Source organism: Sphingobacterium faecale (genome assembly GCF_016746095.1).
GTDB classification, from domain to species: Bacteria; Bacteroidota; Bacteroidia; order Sphingobacteriales; family Sphingobacteriaceae; genus Sphingobacterium; species Sphingobacterium faecale.
This window is the reverse complement of sequence record NZ_JAERTY010000007.1, coordinates 1-17284: the sequence shown is the minus strand read 5'-3', so window position 1 is coordinate 17284 and position 17284 is coordinate 1. Positions and strand designations below refer to the sequence as shown.

Annotated in this window: 14 protein-coding genes; all 14 read right to left on the bottom strand. The window is 40.0% G+C overall.

Annotated elements, in window-relative coordinates:
- Position 1: 1 nt before the first annotated feature.
- Complete coding sequence (locus JKG61_RS12340) at positions 2–802, bottom strand: phosphatidate cytidylyltransferase (protein WP_202103297.1); 801 nt, start codon at positions 800–802, stop codon at positions 2–4.
- Positions 792–1022: a putative signal transducing protein gene (locus JKG61_RS12335; protein ID WP_202103296.1), complete on the bottom strand. Its 231-nt coding sequence runs from the start codon at positions 1020–1022 to the stop codon at positions 792–794. Before JKG61_RS12335 ends, JKG61_RS12340 begins: the two co-directional genes overlap by 11 nt.
- On the bottom strand, positions 988–1935 hold the full coding sequence (locus JKG61_RS12330) for a CPBP family intramembrane glutamic endopeptidase (protein ID WP_202103295.1): 948 nt from the start codon (positions 1933–1935) through the stop codon (positions 988–990). The genes JKG61_RS12335 and JKG61_RS12330 overlap by 35 nt, the downstream gene beginning before the upstream one ends.
- A 60-nt stretch (positions 1936–1995) precedes the next feature.
- Positions 1996–5295, bottom strand: coding sequence for a S41 family peptidase (locus JKG61_RS12325; RefSeq protein ID WP_202103294.1), 3300 nt, complete (start codon positions 5293–5295; stop codon positions 1996–1998).
- A gap of 149 nt (positions 5296–5444) precedes the next feature.
- Entirely contained in the window at positions 5445–6179 is a 735-nt protein-coding gene (locus tag JKG61_RS12320) for a zinc ribbon domain-containing protein (RefSeq protein WP_021071003.1), read from the bottom strand.
- Positions 6179–7276 (bottom strand): Nif3-like dinuclear metal center hexameric protein, encoded by a 1098-nt coding sequence (locus tag JKG61_RS12315; RefSeq protein WP_202103293.1) that lies wholly within the window; start codon positions 7274–7276, stop codon positions 6179–6181. Before JKG61_RS12315 ends, JKG61_RS12320 begins: the two co-directional genes overlap by 1 nt.
- Before the next feature lie 11 nt (positions 7277–7287).
- Positions 7288–7782 carry a hypothetical protein gene (locus JKG61_RS12310; RefSeq protein WP_202103292.1) on the bottom strand — a complete coding sequence of 165 codons (495 nt, stop codon included), beginning with the start codon at positions 7780–7782 and terminating at the stop codon, positions 7288–7290.
- A gap of 99 nt (positions 7783–7881) precedes the next feature.
- Positions 7882–8592 carry an SAM-dependent methyltransferase gene (locus tag JKG61_RS12305; protein ID WP_202103291.1) on the bottom strand — a complete coding sequence of 237 codons (711 nt, stop codon included), beginning with the start codon at positions 8590–8592 and terminating at the stop codon, positions 7882–7884.
- A gap of 160 nt (positions 8593–8752) precedes the next feature.
- Positions 8753–8911, bottom strand: a complete 159-nt coding sequence (locus JKG61_RS12300; protein ID WP_202103290.1) for a transposase — start codon at positions 8909–8911, stop codon at positions 8753–8755.
- Between the two features lie 45 nt (positions 8912–8956).
- Complete coding sequence (locus JKG61_RS12295; protein ID WP_202103289.1) at positions 8957–10915, bottom strand: OmpA family protein; 1959 nt, start codon at positions 10913–10915, stop codon at positions 8957–8959.
- 20 nt (positions 10916–10935) lie between these two features.
- Positions 10936–11943, bottom strand: coding sequence for a PorP/SprF family type IX secretion system membrane protein (locus JKG61_RS12290; RefSeq protein WP_202103288.1), 1008 nt, complete (start codon positions 11941–11943; stop codon positions 10936–10938).
- The gene (locus JKG61_RS12285; RefSeq protein WP_202103287.1) at positions 11943–13520 is read right to left on the bottom strand and encodes a T9SS type B sorting domain-containing protein; all 1578 of its coding nucleotides are present in this window, start codon (positions 13518–13520) and stop codon (positions 11943–11945) included. Before JKG61_RS12285 ends, JKG61_RS12290 begins: the two co-directional genes overlap by 1 nt.
- Positions 13521–13528: 8 nt before the next feature.
- Positions 13529–16024, bottom strand: coding sequence for a hypothetical protein (locus JKG61_RS12280; protein ID WP_202103286.1), 2496 nt, complete (start codon positions 16022–16024; stop codon positions 13529–13531).
- A 1-nt stretch (position 16025) separates the two neighbouring features.
- A partial coding sequence (locus JKG61_RS12275; protein ID WP_202103285.1) for a hypothetical protein occupies positions 16026–17284 on the bottom strand: 1259 nt, incomplete at its 5' end.

Sequence of the window (17284 nt, the reverse complement as noted above, 5' to 3'; positions counted from 1 at the left end):
CCTATGCAATCATTAACAGAAACAAAAATACTAAGGGCGCAGCCATTAATAAACCGTCGAATCGATCTAACAATCCCCCATGTCCTGGCAGGATATTTCCCGAATCTTTAACCCCCAAACTGCGTTTTAACATCGATTCCACCAGGTCGCCCAAAGTGCCAAATATACCGATAATAAGCGCCATACACGCCCATTCCCACTTTGTCAAAGCACCAAAATACTGCTCTAGATTAAAAGCAATAGCTACTGCAAATAGGACTCCACCGATAAAGCCTTCCCATGTTTTATTAGGTGATATTCGTTCGAACAATTTGCGTTTTCCAAAGCTTCTTCCCGCAAGATAGGCCCCCGTGTCATTCGACCAAAGAATTATTAGAAAACCGAGTGGTATATAGAAATTAAAGTCACCCTTTATAAATCCCAAAGCTAGAAAAAACAGAAATGGAATTCCGGCATAGGTAATCCCTAATAGGGTATAACCAATATCATTAAAGGGAAGTGCCCTTTTTTGGAACAACGCCAAGATAAATATGAAAGAGAACAATGGAATAAATAACCATACCTTAACAAACGGGATCACACCCAAACAATGTAAAGCGATAAGAGCGCTCAAAATAGCAAATGCAATTATCCCTAAAAAAATCATGGGTTTTACTTCTTCCTTACGGACTATCCCATAAAACTCATATAAACACCAAAGTCCCAGTAATGAGAAGAAGGAAACAAAAACAAGTTGCCCTAACAGATGTGCACCGATCAATACGGCTATAAAAAAAAATCCTGTAATAGCTCTAGTTAACATCCTCCGCCCCTATATTATTTTCTTCATTATCCTTAATTAATCGCAACGCCCGTTGTTCCATATCTTCATGAACATAGAGCTCTATCTTTCCGAACAGATAAGATGAATCTTGTTTGTTCAACAGCACAGCATGTACGCCATTTTCTTCCAGCATCTGTTTTACGATCTCAGCTTCAACAGCGCTGTTATATACTTGTATTTTCTTCCAATCTTTCTCCATTAGCTTGCTTTTGTTTTGAAATTTTATAAAACCAGATTCCTAAGAGTATTGTTAAAATAAAGCTTCCAATATACACAAATATTGAATAGCTATCGTATGACTGTAAGTCGGCATATGTTTTCCCTTCCCTTGCATATACAAATGCCAATACCGCCACTGTCGCATTATTCACGAAATGAGCCAATATAGGTATCCAAATATTCTGCGTCCACACAAACATATATCCAAAAAATACACCTAGGACCATCCTTGGAAAGAAGCCAAAAAACTGCACATGTATTGCACTAAAAATAATAGCGGAGAGCCACACTGTAATATGATAATTCTTAACGAGGCGCTGTATAATATGCATTAACGAACCCCTGAAATAATATTCCTCAGCAATTGCGGGCATGACGGCCATTACGACAACATTTACCAGAAGCAACTCCCATCGATCTACCATCACGATACGTTCAGTCAAACTAGCCATATTATCTTCTTGCAATCGCATCCAAGTCTCGACCCCTTTTAAACTATTTGGAAATGTCATCTGTGCATTTGCATCCCCTATCAGTTGCATGATTGGACCGAATGCAAACAGCAGTGCAATAGCAATGACATAGGCTATTCCATCCTTTCTATTTTCTGTTGGAAAATAATTAAAATAGGGTTCTAATCTTTGAAGAATAAAGGCAGGCAGTAAAAATGTACCAAAAGAACTGGCAATCAATAGCGCATACAAAAAGAAGGGCCGATTGGAGAAGGAGGACAGACTGCCTTCATTCTGTAGTACCTCCGCCAATCCTCCATCGGAAAGAATACCCAACAAGAGGATTATGAACTGGACTCCCACACTACAAGCCAGCGTCAATCCCAATAAAATAAGGAGTGAGCTCCATGGGCTATTTGGTCTGCCAATATATTGATTCATGCGCTAAAGTTACTTAATATTTAGAATAACAAAAGGGGGCTAAGCCCCCTTTTACTAATTTTAATTGACACGAATTGGATCTGCCGGTTTCCTTACTTGTTGATAAGGATAAGTCTTCATCTCCTCCAAAAGAAGTTTGACTGTTCGCTCTAACTGAGGATCTCTTCCTTCCAATAAATCTTTAGGCATTTGCTCTACAAAAATATCCGGTGCTACACCTTCATTTTCGATAATATAGTTACCATTCAAGTCGTATACCCCAAAGTTTGGTGAAGTAATGCTACCGCCATCCAACAACGGTGGATAGCCCGAAATACCGACCAATATCCCCATTGTAGTACGGCCCACTAACTTACCCAATCCTTTAAATCGGAACATGTATGGCATCATATCACCTCCAGAACCTGCATTTTCATTGATAATCATCGCCTTTGGTCCATATATACCATTTCCAGGCGTTGTAAATGATTTACCATCACGAATTCCCCATCCCGCGATAAGCTCTCTTGACAACAGATCTATAACATAATCTGCTACAGAGCCTCCACCATTGTTACGTTCATCTATCAGAAGTGCTTTCTTGTCCATCTGTGAGAAATAGTATCTATTAAAGTTGCTATAGCCTTCCTGTCCGGTATTTGGCATATATACATAAGCAATCTGTCCGTTACTCAACTGATCCACTTTCTTACGGTTTGACTCTACCCAATCCATACTGCGTAGTCCCATTTCACTAGAAAAAGAGATTGGATTTACAACCACTTCTCTTGCTCCTTGAAGAGAAGGCTTCGTATTGATCTTCAATACAACCTGCTTACCCACTCTATTTTCCAAAAGTTTATAGATACTTATGTCTGAAGTCAATTTGACACCATCTACACTGACAATATAACTACCTTCTTTTATATTCAACCCTGGCTCTGCCAAAGGAGCTTTGAAAGAAGGGTTCCAATCTAAGCGCGTAAATATTTTATTGATTTTATAAAATCCATCAACCTGTTCCAAGTCTGCACCAAGAGCGCCAGTACTGACCGATGGAGTCGAAGGTTGATCCCCAGGATAAATGTAAGCATGTCCTACGACCAATTCTCCCATCATCTCATTCAATAAATACCCTAAATCTGACCGATGATTGACATAAGGAAGGAATTTCTCATACTTCGCTTTTACAGCTTCCCAGTTCGCACCATGCATGTTCTCTACATAGAAAAACTCCTTCTGCATCGCCCACACCTCATTAAATACCTGTTTCCACTCTGCAGCAGGATCTACTTCAAATTTAAAATTATCGATATTGATCTTTCCTCCTCCAGGAGCGGGCTTCTGTCCGGCATTGACAATGAAGTAGTCTCTACCGGTGGTATACATCATTTTTTTACCGTCTGCGCTAATACGGAATCCACGAGCATTATCAACAAGGGACTTGTCTTCCATTTTCGTCAAATCAAATGCGCCAATTGTACCTACACGTTGATAAGTAAGTGTATTTTCCACATCTCCATTCAACCTGTAGTAACCCGCAGGCAAAGGAAGCGCTACTATGCGGCTATTGATATCATCAAAATCTACTTCCAGTTTCTTTTCTACAGGTTTCGCAGGTTGTTTTGCCTCTTCCTTAACAGAGGTTTTCTTTTTACTATCTTTCTTCTCCGCTACTTTTTCTTCTTTCTTCGGCTCTTCGGCTTTGTCTTCCTTCACTGTTTCTTCATCACTTTCATTTTTGAAAAGCGAAGGAGTCTTTTTTGACAAAATAAAAGCATACACATTATATTGTGGATTGCGCTCATAAGCGGACATATGCAGGCCTGAATTTGTCAACCCAGTGTTCGTACTGGCTATAAAAAACAAGTATTTACCATCTTTACTAAAAGTAGGTTGTGCAACAGTGCTCATGCCATCGGTAATCTGATGGGACTGTTTTGTTGTCAGATTATACATAAACGCAGCATTCACTCCATTATTTAGGCTTTTTACATAAGTAATCCAGTTTGAATCAAAAGACCATGATGGTTCAAAATGATTGCGTGTACGTCCTGTAATGGAAGCCAATTTATCGGAATCTACGAATACTACCTTTTTGGAAGCGACATCAACATAATATAGGTTTAAATGTGCGTCATTATAGAACAGCTTCTTGCTATCCGGAGACCAAGTGGGTTCGAAGAAAAACAAGCCCGTTCCCAAGTCAATATATGTTGGTTCATCAACAGCTTTTTGATCTCGAAGTACTAACTGATACTTTCCATTCTTATCCGATAGATAAGATACCCATTTCCCATTTGGCGACCAAGCGGGAAAACGTTCGTGGCTGCCTACTGAATTAGAGATATTTCTCGCATCTCCCTTTTCCTTTGGTACAGACACTATTTCTCCACGACTTTCAAATAACGCACGCTGTCCAGTTGGTGAAATATCAAAATTACGTATGCCATCTCTAAGATCCACATATTTCGAACGTTTGAACATAGGATCAGCAGCAAGCGCAATTTTCAGGGTATTTACATTATTCGTTCCTAAGTCAAGGATATGAATACGTCCCTCATACTCAAATGCAAGTTCATTTCCTAGTCCCTGCAATGTACGTACATCATAGTCCTTATAGTTCGTCAGCTTCTCTACCTTCTTCGATTTGGTATCATAACTGTAGATATTCACAATCTTATCTCTATCCGATAGAAAATAGATTTTTGAACCTAACCATACAGGCTTTACGTCATTACAGTTTTCACCAGGAATAACCTCTACATTTTTGGTTTTGGTATCAAATACCCAGATAGACGGCATACCGCCACCACGGTAACGCTTGAAAGCTACACGATCACGCTCCGTAGGATCAGAGTTCTTGATATAAGCCCAGTAGCGTCCATCTTCAGATGGCGTACCCTGATAGGCTTCAGGCATCATCAGAGGAGTTGCATTCTCTACTGTTAACTTTGTTTTATAGAGTCTAGACCCTAGTGAGTATTGGAACTCACGTGTAGTCTGGAAGTATACTTCTTCATTATTCAACCAACCTCGAACGAGATCCGCAGCAGGGTGAAAAGTAATACGCTTTGGCTCGCCCCCTACTACAGGAATGGTGTATACATCTGTATTACCATCATAATTCCCAGTAAAAGCAATTTGCTTACCATCAGGAGAAAACATGGGATTCATCTCGACACCAGGATTAGTGGTCAATCGACGTGGGTTCTGCCCGTTCTTATCCGCGATCCAAATATCACCTCCATAGACAAATGTGACATGTGTCTTACTAATACTAGGATTACGCAGCAATAATGTTTCTTGTTGGGCATGAGCAGCAGAGAGACTTCCAACAGCCAATGCTATACTCAGAAAATTAGAGACTTTTTTAAACATAAAGATATTTTCAAGGTTATTGAATGGCAAATATATTTGATTTTAGATGAAGAACAGGATTATATCTAAGTTGTTGCAATTAGATGGCGATTGGGATAAAAAAAGGCTGTTCGTTCTGAACAGCCTCTACTTATATTTTCTTATCTGAATTAATCTTCGGATGCAATTTCTTCATCTACAAGAACACGTCCACAGTGCTCACAGATAATGATTTTCTTACGTTGGCGAATCTCTGATTGCAATTGAGCGGGGATTTTATTGTGACATCCTGAACAACTATCTCGCTCTATAGATACAACAGCTAGACCATTACGGTATGAACCTCTAAGCTTGTTATAAACTTTTAATAGACGTTCTTCGTTTTTCTCTGCAGCAATATCTGCTTTCTTCAAGAATTCCTCTTCCTCGATTTGAGTTTCTGAAGTTATTGTTTCCAACTCTTGTTTCTTGACATCCAGCTCACCTTTAGAGAAATCTAGGTTCTCCTTAGTTTTCTCATAAGCTTCTGTTTTATTTTTAATTTCAAACTCCGCTTCTTTGATACGCTTCTCGCATACTTGAATCTCTAAGCCTTGAATTTCGATTTCTTTGGATATCGCATCGTATTCACGATTGTTCTTCACCTCATTCAACTGACCTTCGTATTTTTTGATTGCAGACTGCGCATCCTTAATCATATTCTTACGCTTCACAATTGAATCTTCTAAATCATCCAATTCTACTCGAATCTTTTCAAGGCGAGTTTCTAGCCCAGCCATTTCGTCCTCTAAGTCGGCAACCTCTATAGGTAGCTCGCCACGTACTTGACGAATCTTATCTATCTTTGTGTGGATCGATTGCAATGCCCACAATGCTTTTAATTTTTGTTCTACGGTTTGTTCCATTAACTGTAGTATTTTATTGGATTTGTGTCTATTTCTGTCAATAGAACAGCAAAGTTAACAAATTTTTTCTGAATAATCTCCAACAATAATTCTTGGGTAAATTGTTCGGATTCGAAATGACCAATATCGGCTATTACAAGATCTCCTTCTGCATCAAAAAACTCATGATATTTATAATCAGCAGTAATAAAAAGATCTGCTCCGGAACGCTTCGCTTCACTCAATAAAAAACCACCCGCTCCTCCGCAAACTGCGATTCGCTCTATCGGTTTATTCAATAATTCGGTATGGCGGATTACATTCAGTTTCAATCGTTCTTTTAAGTAATGCAGCACGCTATTTGCTTCCATTGGCTCAACAAGATTTCCGATGACGCCTGACCCCACTTGTTGCAGCGTGTTTTCAAGGTTCACGATATGATAAGCGACTTCTTCATATGGGTGTGCTGACAGCATAGCCACAACAATCTGCCGCTCGATGGGAGCAGGAAAAATAACTTCGATTTTTGTTTCTTCCACACGTTCTTGTGTACCTACTGTGCCTAACGCAGGATTTGCTCCGTCCAATGGTCTAAATGTACCGTATCCAGCAGTATTATAACTGCATTGATCATAGTCCCCTATACTACCCGCACCTGCATCGAAAAGAGCCTGCCTTACGTCTTCTACGTTTGCTCTAGGCACATAGACTACCAGTTTTTTTAACAATCCAGACTTAGGGCTTAGTATTGCTTGATTCACCAAACCTAGCTTTTCAGCAATCTTTGAACTCACCCCTCCTATTACATTATCCAGATTTGTGTGGATAGCGTATAATGCAATATTATTTTTGATGGCCTTCATCACTGTCCGCTCCACATAGTTTCTGCCATTAAATTTTTTCAAGCCTTTAAAAACGATGGGATGATGCGAAATAATCAGATTACAACCTTTCGTTATTGCCTCATCTACCACTGCTTCAGTACAATCTAAGGATATCAACACCTTCGTAACCTCATCCTCTGGACGTCCTACAATCAACCCCGAGTTGTCGTAAGATTCCTGATAAGCTAGGGGCGCTATCTCTTCAAGATACTGTGTTATTTCTTTTACCTTCATATTCCTCGATTTTATAAATAACCTTCTTCAGATTCTCGTCCATCTACATCCTTTGCACCCCGATATTCAAAAGGCTCCCGGAGTAATTTTTTATATTCGTATATTTTGAACCAGTACAGCACAAACCCAACAAATGCGATTATAGAGGCCATAAAACCTACAAATGTAGGTAAGGGTATATTACTAACCATGTATCCTCCGGCATACATATAACCTTGTTTTTGGGTCGGTTCCTCTTCTATCGCAATTTGCCGGTCATAAAATTCATTGTTTAAAGAATCTGTAAGCCTACGGACCACTACAAAATTCCAATATATATTGAAAAGCGGTAGCGCGACCAACCATGCTTGATTAGGGAGAATACATCTATTATCTTCCTTAATTAAGTTCAACGTAGTTCGTATTGTATTGGCAAATAGCAACCACATCAATATCTGAACTATGAAAACGATTATGAGATAAGGAACGAGCTTCTGAAAATCCGGATTCTTTAAGAGTTCTTCCATTTATTATTTTTATAGATACTATCCTTTCATTACCAGCGACAATATATCCTTAGGCAATCTGACAAGGTGTTTTTAATTTATTCTTAAAAATACAAAGAGTTAGGCAAATAATAAAAAGATTGTAGGAATCTTGTGCAAATCAAAACTATGAGCTTGCCAGTCTGCTATTGTTCTACTTTCGATTAGTTCGTCTGCTCCCGTTAGATTAGCTGCCACACAGAGCTTTGTCTCTGGCTTACACACTTTCAACAACTCCGCCAACAGTTGATTGTTTCGAAAGGGGGTCTCGATAAATATCTGGGTGATTTTCTCTCGTCTACTTTGTGCTTCAAGCTCCTTTATTTTTCGGCTTCTCTCTCCTTTATCTATGGGTAAATACCCGTGGAATGTGAATTTCTGTCCATTAAATCCTGACGCCATTAGCGCAAGCAGTATCGAACTGGGTCCCACTAAAGGAACGACCTGGATATTTCGCCGATGGGCTTCGGCTACAACATCTGCCCCAGGATCTGCCACACCAGGACAACCAGCTTCTGACATCAGTCCCATATCCTTTCCCTTAAGTACGCTTGCAAACACCTTATTATAGTCCATCTTTTCGCGTGCATGCTTCCCGAAGTCATGAATAATGAGTTCGCTTTGTGGCACAGTAAGACCTGCTGTCTTTAAAAACTTTCGGGCTGTTTTTTCATTTTCAACAATATACGCTGTGACTTTTCCTATTACATCTCGATGTAATGGTGTATACGATGACTTTTCGACCCCTTCGGCCAAAGGAACGGGGATTAAATAAAGCTTGCCCTTTTTCATAGTGCAAACCTAGCTAATTTTATTGAAAACATTTTATGCCCAAAATTTAACGGAGCAGCCTAACAAGACAATTGTCAGTTGCATTTTTTTATTAGAATGGATAACATATGAGGAGCTGTGTTTCGGCTCCCCATATGTTATTATTAAGCAGAACCTCTAATTAGACAGCCTTCCCTACCTCATCCAGCGCTTCTCTAAGCCACTTTTTTATCGTTATAGGAGACAATATCCCATATTTTGTCATAGCTTCGTCAATTAGCAATTCTCCATCGAGAATATCACGAACGACCCTTTCTTTGATCTGTTTACTGTATCTCAATTTACTCTAAAATATATACTAAACTCCCATCGTCCACAATAGATTTTAGTAATCCAACACCTCCACTTCCGTCCGTCTATTTGCTTGATGTTCTGCAGGAGTACATTGAACACCATTCTTACACTTGTTAACCAAACGCGATTCCCCATATCCTTTGGCAACCAACCTATCTCGAGCGATTCCACTGTTTACTATATAATCCACCGCGGATTGAGCGCGGCGCTGAGATAACTTCATATTGTAAGAATCAGCCCCCCTGCTATCCGTATGACTTGATAGCTCAATTCTCAATGTAGGATTGTCACGCATAGTAGCAACCAGTTTGTCCAATATTTTTGCGGCATCAGGTCTGATATTGTGTTTATCAAAATCATAATAGATGTTTTCAAGAACGAACTTATCGCCTTTTTTAAACACAGGTTGTAATAACAGTGTATAGCGCACGACAGTATCCCGTATTACATTTATCCCTGCGATATGTAGAGAGTCTGATAAATATCCTTGCTTCTCTCCCAACATTCTAAAATCTGTATTCGGTTCGACCTGAAAACGAACCATCCCATTTCCGTCTGTTATATCTTTGGCGACGATACGGCCTTCTAGCTCTCGCAGACTAACAGATGTTCCGATTAAAACCTCTCCTGTTGACTTATCTCTGGTTACACCTTCAAGAATAATAGTAATCTTTGGTTTACGGTAGGTATATGCATATATATCGTCAGAACCAGCTCCTCCAGTCCTATTGGACGAAAGATATCCGTATGCGCCCTGCTCGCTTTCAGACACCTGTACAAAGGCGAAATCGTCAGATGGTGAATTAATAGGATACCCTAGGTTGATAGGCTCTGAAAAAACACGTTTACTACCTACTGCCCTAAAAATATCTAGCCCCCCCATCCCTATCAGACCATCACTGGCGAAATACATAGCATTTCCAAATATAGAAGGAAACATCTCATCACCATTAGTGTTCACTACACTTCCCACATTCTGTGGCGCTCCCCACTCGCCACTCTCTTGTAGTTCGCTAAACCATATATCCACTCCTCCAAATCCCCCTGGCATATCCGATGCATAGTACAATGTCTTCTCATCCTTGCTTAACACCGCATGACCAAGCGAATACTCCTTCACATTATTGTAGGGAAAATTCTCTTCTATCCAATGATCTCCATTCTTTCTATAAATCCTTAATTCCAGATTTTGTTTTTTCCATTTTGAACCTAATGCTTTAAATTGCTCTGCATCCTTTCCAGTATATGTTCTGGTCACGAATAAGACATCCTCTGTTGCGTTGGTCGATATAGGTCCAATATGGTACATCGAATTGTTAAAAGACTCCGATAGAATATTAGGATAGTTAAGGGTTCCGTCTTGCTGCTGTTCGGCTGTATATATTTTCAGATAGGCCTGTCCAGTCATACCACTTTTGTTTTCCAAAAGACTGCTAGGTTCCCCTGCATAAAGAAATCCTCCACTGGTAGGAACGACGCTAAACTCAGCACGCGAGGTATTTATATGACTTTCATTTTTAAGCTGATGTCTCGTTGGGTTTTTCATCCATAGGACAGCCGAATCCGCTCCTACAATAGCCTTAAGCAAGTTTTCGTCTTCCCCATACGCTTTTATGTACTCGCTATATTGTGCTTTCGCTTCGGTATATTTTCCCTGTTGTTTAAGCACTTCAGCATAACGGAGCCTTGCCTGCTGCGAAGCATCTTTCTGATTCACAATCCGGGCATACCAATTCTCCGCAAGTTCATATTGCTTAATATAGTAATAGCTGTCTGCCAGGCGCTCAAGATCAACAGCTCTAGGTTTTTTGACATCCACTAATTTTTCCAGCGCAGTAGCTGCACGCGTATATTCCATGCTGTTATACAACTGTTCTGCTAGAGATCTTCTGCCAGGACGCTCCTGAGCACTTGAATAGGTTATGGAAAGAAGGTATACAAGTCCTAACAGACCATAACGCATTCCATTTTTATTAAAAAAAAGTTTCATACCTTAAAATTGGTTTTATCTTAAAAGTACCTCGGACTTAGTATCTGTCTCCTTAATTGTCCACCGAATGTGATTCCCAAAGTCAGCTCATGTGTCCCATTCTGAAGCCCGCTCAATTTATTGAGCATATGATCATAAGAGTAGCCTATGCGGAATTTAGGGTTTACATAAAACTGTACAACCCCGCTCAGTGAGTTTAATGAACTTAATTTATTGACAGAACCTTGATTATACTTGCGGTCAAAGATCCGTGCACGTGTACGGTATCCACCTCCGACCCAAAACTTATCATTAAAAATAAACATGGCATTTAAATCTAACGAAGTTGGTCCTTTAAAATCTTCTTTTATTAACAGACTTGGTCTCAGTAATAATCCAGGATCCAATTCAATAAGTGCTCCTGCGATAAAGTATCCGTGCACTTTGCGGTACAAACTTTCTAGGGAGTTCTGGTTAAACTGAAAATCTTCCCCACTATTACTGCCTGAGAATAAATCCTGAACAGCTACTCCGGCATACCATTTACTGTTATTGTAATACACACCGAGTCGGATGTCGGGTTTCCATGTCGAAATTTTTCCTGGCGGGATAAACTCATCTCCATCATCTATATACTCTAATTTGTTTCCGTCTAGACTATACTGCGTCACGCCACCAGCAATACCGAGGCTAAGTCGATGCTCATCTGCTCGGTCCAATTGAAGACGTAAAGCATAGTTGGCGTATATACTTGTCGCACCTTGAGCACCGAGCTGGTCCCCCGTTATCTGCAGCCCTACCCCATGTCGGCGGCTCTCAGGATCGATCACACCATCTATTGAGATAGTACCTGTCTTTGGCGCTCCCGTCCAGCCAGACCATTGGCTACGCAAACCTAGCTGCCCGAACCACTCTTCTTTATATCCTGCATAGGCCGGATTAACAGAGAGCGAGTTAAATATATACTGTGTAAATTGTATGTTTTGCTGGGCAAATGTGTGCAAGGCACACACGAGATTAAATCCTAAAATTGAAAGTATTTTCTTCATTATTTCTTAATCAAAACATTTCCTTTAAATACCCTTACATCATTACCCTTCACCGCCGTGATGATATAGAAGTATGTCCCCTCGTTGAGCCCTTGTCCGGTCCACTCGTTTTTATAGTTTATGTTTTTGTAGACCTCATTACCCCATCTATTGACAATAAGTAAATCAATACGGTCATACCCTTCAGATCCTCTAATAATAAAACTATCGTTAGATCCATCTCCATTTGGTGTAAATACATTTGGTATAAACAGATCTCTAGGTTCAACAGTCACATACACTTTTGCGATAGATGTCAATCCATTTTCATCAGTAATTTTATACTCAAACTCATCTACTCCTAGGAATTGTGGATTTGGAGTATAGATAATCTTTCCATCTATAACACGTACTGTTCCGTTGGCTGGGGGTATGGTAACTTGAACACTATTGGTGATGATTGGTGATGATCCGGCAATATCATTTTCCAAAACATTTATTTCTTTCTCTGTACCATAGATCAGCGTAACGTAGTCATCCATAGCTTTAGGCGGGGCATTTGTCAACTTGGTAAACATAGCTCCCGAAAGCGTTTTCTTAGTATAGGTCAGAATATCCTTACGTGTATGTATAGATTGGGCTATCGGGTTACCTGGTCCAGATTCGCTATTGAACACTGTGACATTACCGATCCAATTATTACCATCTGCATGTTGAACGATCTGTGCATCTGGATCCACATAAGCTATGCCGTTGGTCGATTCGTTGTGTATCAATGTATAATCCATTTTCATCCCTTTGTCGGCATAGATATTCCAGACCCGATCCATACCGATCAGCTCATCTGTAAACTGTATACCTGAGGCCAAGTAATCGGTAACCGACACGTACACCTTGCTTTTATTACTACTTGGTGTCAGACGAGCCGGAGTATAGTCATTGGCTTCCTTACCCACTGGAAATGTAAATGCGGTGACGCGATCGCCAAAGTTTTTGATCAAGTGTCCCGAGACCGGATTGTTGGTCACGACAATACGTTTACTGCTGTATTCCAAAATCTGCCCATTTACGTCCAATTCAAAATCATTCCCATTTAGGAAAACATTGGCGCCATCTACCCGTAGATCTATGGATTTAGATAAACGTAGAGCAGCAGCTTTTTCGTCAGTGGGGTATGAACCGTCTTCATAATCACGTCCTGAAATATTCTTCAGATGTAAACCATTTTCATTCATCAATACGATATTCACATCAATATAATTTCCATTATTCCCGTCGATATAAGTTGGCTGACTTTTCCAATTACCGTAAAATGGATTCTTACTTGGATTATGAATATTAATCACCCCGGATCCGGAAATTTTGGCGGTAGGAGCGATCCAAATATTCTTGACATACAGATCGATCTGCCCATCTATCACCCACTCGGCATTCGGCCCTATAAATAACGACTCTACGTAGATCGCGTCAAATTGATTTTCGGTCAGGATATTTCTGCCATTATCAGACAGGAAGCTTCCTTCGCCTTGCTGTTGTTGTGCGTATAGCTCTCCCCACGAAAGCAATAGACATATATATAGAAAAAATAATTTCTTCATGGTAGTTTCTATTTCCTCGCTCTACTACGAAGCATTGGATTACTTATTATAAGACAGTTCTTTACGGTGACTGATACCTCATTGGATATCGCTTCTGGCCGACAAGCACTTTCTTTCCCTGCCAATACCGGTATAGCCACACGACGGTATTTCCATACACCTACAATATTTTCAGCTCCTGGAGTATAATTTTCCGCATTAGCTCCTTGGATTGTAGCCCAGCTCGACCCAGCTATAGGCGCCAGCTTTTCCCAACGGTAAGTTAGCACAGTTGTTCCTGGCCAATTAGGTATTGTTGCATTTTGCTTTGAGCTTATAGTACCTAATGCTGTACCCGCGCAGGCTTCTTGATTACCGGATATTGTTCCAGCAGTAGGAGGAGATAACACAATTACATCGATTTGCGCGGATATACTCTCACATATGCCGTTACTCTGTGTAACATAATATGTGGTTGTTCCAACAACACTTGTATTCGGTGTATATGCGACTGTAGCAGCCGCCCCCCCTTTATTCAAATACCACAGTAACCGGTTTCCTTCATCGCCTTTAGCACTCAATTGTTCTGCGACTTCCCCAACACAATAATAAACTTTTCCAACTACGTCAGGCTTCTTAGGCAAAGGTCTCATCGTAATCGAACTCTTATTATTCCCTCTATTCTCTGGAGGTTCGATAATCGTATTCACGCCGTTACTCCCCGTACTACCTCGATAATAAAAAACTTCGCTAGCATCTGTATAAGTCGTCGTATTATTAATTGGTGTCAACTTATACTTAATAGTCTTCGCATAAATCCTCCCAGATTCTATATCGACCTTGGCTGTATATTGATATTTATTTTCGCTTATTTTTTCCCTTTCCCAGCCGTCATAATCCGAAGGGTTTTGTAAAAACTTCGTTCCCTGCGGAATCTCTTTCACCACCACTACACGATTTTTTTTCTCAACAGGCTCACTTCCAACGTTACCAACTTGCAGTTCGAAGTTATTCCCATTAACACCGTCAAGACACACTAATGGGGAAATATTTTCTAAAGTCACATCTACTTTCTCTGCAATCACAGGGATCTGAACAACGGATGTATTATTTCCTAAATCCTCATCAGTAATATCTGTCGGCATAACGTTGGCGGTATTAACCAAAAGGTTCCCTGCAGGAATCTTTTTCAGTTCACCGGTAACAGTTATTATCCCAGTAGAACTCGCAGCTAAATTTAAGCTCCCTATAATCTTATTAACCTTCTTATTGCTGACCTTGTCAACGTCCTCCTTTAACTCGGCACTTATAAAGCCTTGGTCTTTTATACTTAATATTTCAAAGGTTTCTTTATCGACAATCTTTCCATTAATATCAGTTAGGCTATCCACAAAAGAGATGTTTCGCAATGGAGACTCCGTGTCATTGACCACTTCAATAGTATACGAAACTAAATTATCCTCCCTTCCTAAGTCTACACGTCTTAAAATATCTTTATCGGCACGCTTTGTCAACCTTAAATTACCTGGCGTAGTAACTAATAAATTTCTTATTTCATGATATTGGCGTGCTCCCCCCGTTGCTGCCCCAAATCCCATCTTAAGTAATTCAGGTGGGACATCATTAGTAACACTATTAAACAGCTCAACAAAAGGTCCCGTCCGACTTTTTGCCCAACGTGCAATAATACGATAGCTTTTACCACTTACTACCGGTCTAATCTCAATCTGCACCCTTCTATAAAATTCGGTATCAGTAGGCCGTTTCTGAGTCAAAGGAAAATAATGAACCTCTGTTTGGTTTCTTGTATTATTCGCATCAGCATATCTAGTTCCTAACTTCTTTCCACCGAGGAACCTATTCGTAGGTTGAATTCCATTCTCAATCTTGGATTCTCTATTAGTTGTAGTAGGACCTCTTAAAATTATTGAGTTAGGCCTATAGGAAGAGGCGGAACCATTAGTTGCATCAGGCTCTATGCTACCGAATCGTCCTTCCACTTCATTCCCATAGTTACCAAAAGAGTCAAAACCTAAACCAATATATCCCCCGGATAGCCCTGGAATATCCCAAGGGGTTCCTCCGACTAGCGGCGCATAGATTAAGGCACCTCCATAACCGCCTGGTTTAAAATTAGAAGGTCCATACTGACCGTCAAAAAGAAAAATTGAAAAACCATCACCGGCGGTAAATTCATTATTATTCAGTTTTCTCCACAGTTTATACTCGAAATCAATAATAACTCCAAGGGTAGAAGGAAAAGTACGATTGACGTATGCATAACCCCGCCTATTTTCTATTCCACCAGGTGTTAATCTTAACCAGCCTGCACCTATTGGATCATCGACTCCAGAAGTGAGAGAAGCATGCTCCCCCACGATAATATCTGCCCCCACCTGACCTTTGAAATTCTCTGTAATAGTAAACTGTGCTTGGGCTGTATTAAGCAATATCGAAAACAATATAACTAAGAAAAAAAGAGCTTTCTTTACTAACGAGCCTATTATATATTGAAATAACTTCATATTAATCTTCTCTAACCGCAAACACAATATTCATAAATGATCCCACACTCACATCTGCGTTTGGTTGAATCGTGTAGGTCATCACACCTTTATCATCTACCTCCACGGTCTTAAAAACAGTTTCATCAAACCAAGTAATATAATAATCTAATTCCCCTTTAGGCAAAACAGGCAATATTGTGTTCTTATTTTCATTTGATCGCATCGGATTACGAAACTGCTTTTCATAAAGAGCATACAAATCTATTTCCCCGAATTCTGCTGGAGCTTGAACTTGAGATTTATCCGTCGGTATAATAATCGATGGCATATAGAAGAATTTTGGCATCGTTGCTTTTAATGCTTTTAAAACACCTGACGCGTCCGCAACGACTATTTTGTCAGTTTGACTCCCCTTGAATGGAGTAGTATTAATCTTCTTCAGCTGAACCCCTCCGTCTGCTTTTATTACGACATGTTCGTCATAGGTTGCGTTAGATTGTCCGTTAGCGAAATAACGATTACCTAAAGTGATAACCTGTTGGTTTCCTGCCGATACCCAAAGACCATATTTCGCATTTGCATTGATCTCAGACTTCGTACTATTATGCAACATCTGCAATTTTGACTCTTGATTATCAATTTTATTTTCGTTTGTAATCAAATTAATCGATGAGGTATTCTCTCCATACATATTAATTCCTGTATGTGTTGCATCATAGGTAAAATCATGTGCTTGACTTCCTTTTTTGAACTGTAAAAACGAATTTGCACCAAAATCTACTGTACGATTTTCTGTTAATATGCCATTGTGTGTATAGATATTTCTAGATAAGCTAGACTGGTCTTTCCACATTGGATTTTTATTTTCATCGGTAACCAATACCTGATTGATCTCAGTAGAAGAGGCCAAGTCAACAGGTTGAATCGTCCCATTTTGGATATGATCAGTAGTTATAGAGTTATTGCTTACTTTCAAAGTTGTATTCAACAGAGTCGCTTTCGTCCCATTTTTAACGGAGATAGTTCCGTCTTCTGCCTCAAGATTACCCGATTTAACTGATACAACATAAGAATCTTCTGCTGTTCCTGTCCCTACTAAAGAAATACCGTCTCCTGCGGAGGTCTTTCCACCTATACCAGCTTCACCCTGTGGACCCTGCGCTGCAATGCCCGTATCTTTACTACCGATGAACCAGTTACCGTTGGAACCGATCTCAGGGCTAACACCATCTATACCGTTTTTACCTGTAATGGAAGCAATGAAGTCTGCACCGTCCT

What these genes read in the sequence shown, in the direction of transcription:
- JKG61_RS12340 (WP_202103297.1), bottom strand. Translation starts at nt 802, where the DNA reads ATGTTAACTAGAGCTATTACAGGATTTTTTTTTATAGCCGTATTGATC.
- JKG61_RS12335 (WP_202103296.1), bottom strand. Translation starts at nt 1,022, where the DNA reads ATGGAGAAAGATTGGAAGAAAATACAAGTATATAACAGCGCTGTTGAA.
- JKG61_RS12330 (WP_202103295.1), bottom strand. Translation starts at nt 1,935, where the DNA reads ATGAATCAATATATTGGCAGACCAAATAGCCCATGGAGCTCACTCCTT.
- JKG61_RS12325 (WP_202103294.1), bottom strand. Translation starts at nt 5,295, where the DNA reads ATGTTTAAAAAAGTCTCTAATTTTCTGAGTATAGCATTGGCTGTTGGA.
- JKG61_RS12320 (WP_021071003.1), bottom strand. Translation starts at nt 6,179, where the DNA reads ATGGAACAAACCGTAGAACAAAAATTAAAAGCATTGTGGGCATTGCAA.
- JKG61_RS12315 (WP_202103293.1), bottom strand. Translation starts at nt 7,276, where the DNA reads ATGAAGGTAAAAGAAATAACACAGTATCTTGAAGAGATAGCGCCCCTA.
- JKG61_RS12310 (WP_202103292.1), bottom strand. Translation starts at nt 7,782, where the DNA reads ATGGAAGAACTCTTAAAGAATCCGGATTTTCAGAAGCTCGTTCCTTAT.
- JKG61_RS12305 (WP_202103291.1), bottom strand. Translation starts at nt 8,592, where the DNA reads ATGAAAAAGGGCAAGCTTTATTTAATCCCCGTTCCTTTGGCCGAAGGG.
- JKG61_RS12295 (WP_202103289.1), bottom strand. Translation starts at nt 10,915, where the DNA reads ATGAAACTTTTTTTTAATAAAAATGGAATGCGTTATGGTCTGTTAGGA.
- JKG61_RS12290 (WP_202103288.1), bottom strand. Translation starts at nt 11,943, where the DNA reads ATGAAGAAAATACTTTCAATTTTAGGATTTAATCTCGTGTGTGCCTTG.
- JKG61_RS12285 (WP_202103287.1), bottom strand. Translation starts at nt 13,520, where the DNA reads ATGAAGAAATTATTTTTTCTATATATATGTCTATTGCTTTCGTGGGGA.
- JKG61_RS12280 (WP_202103286.1), bottom strand. Translation starts at nt 16,024, where the DNA reads ATGAAGTTATTTCAATATATAATAGGCTCGTTAGTAAAGAAAGCTCTT.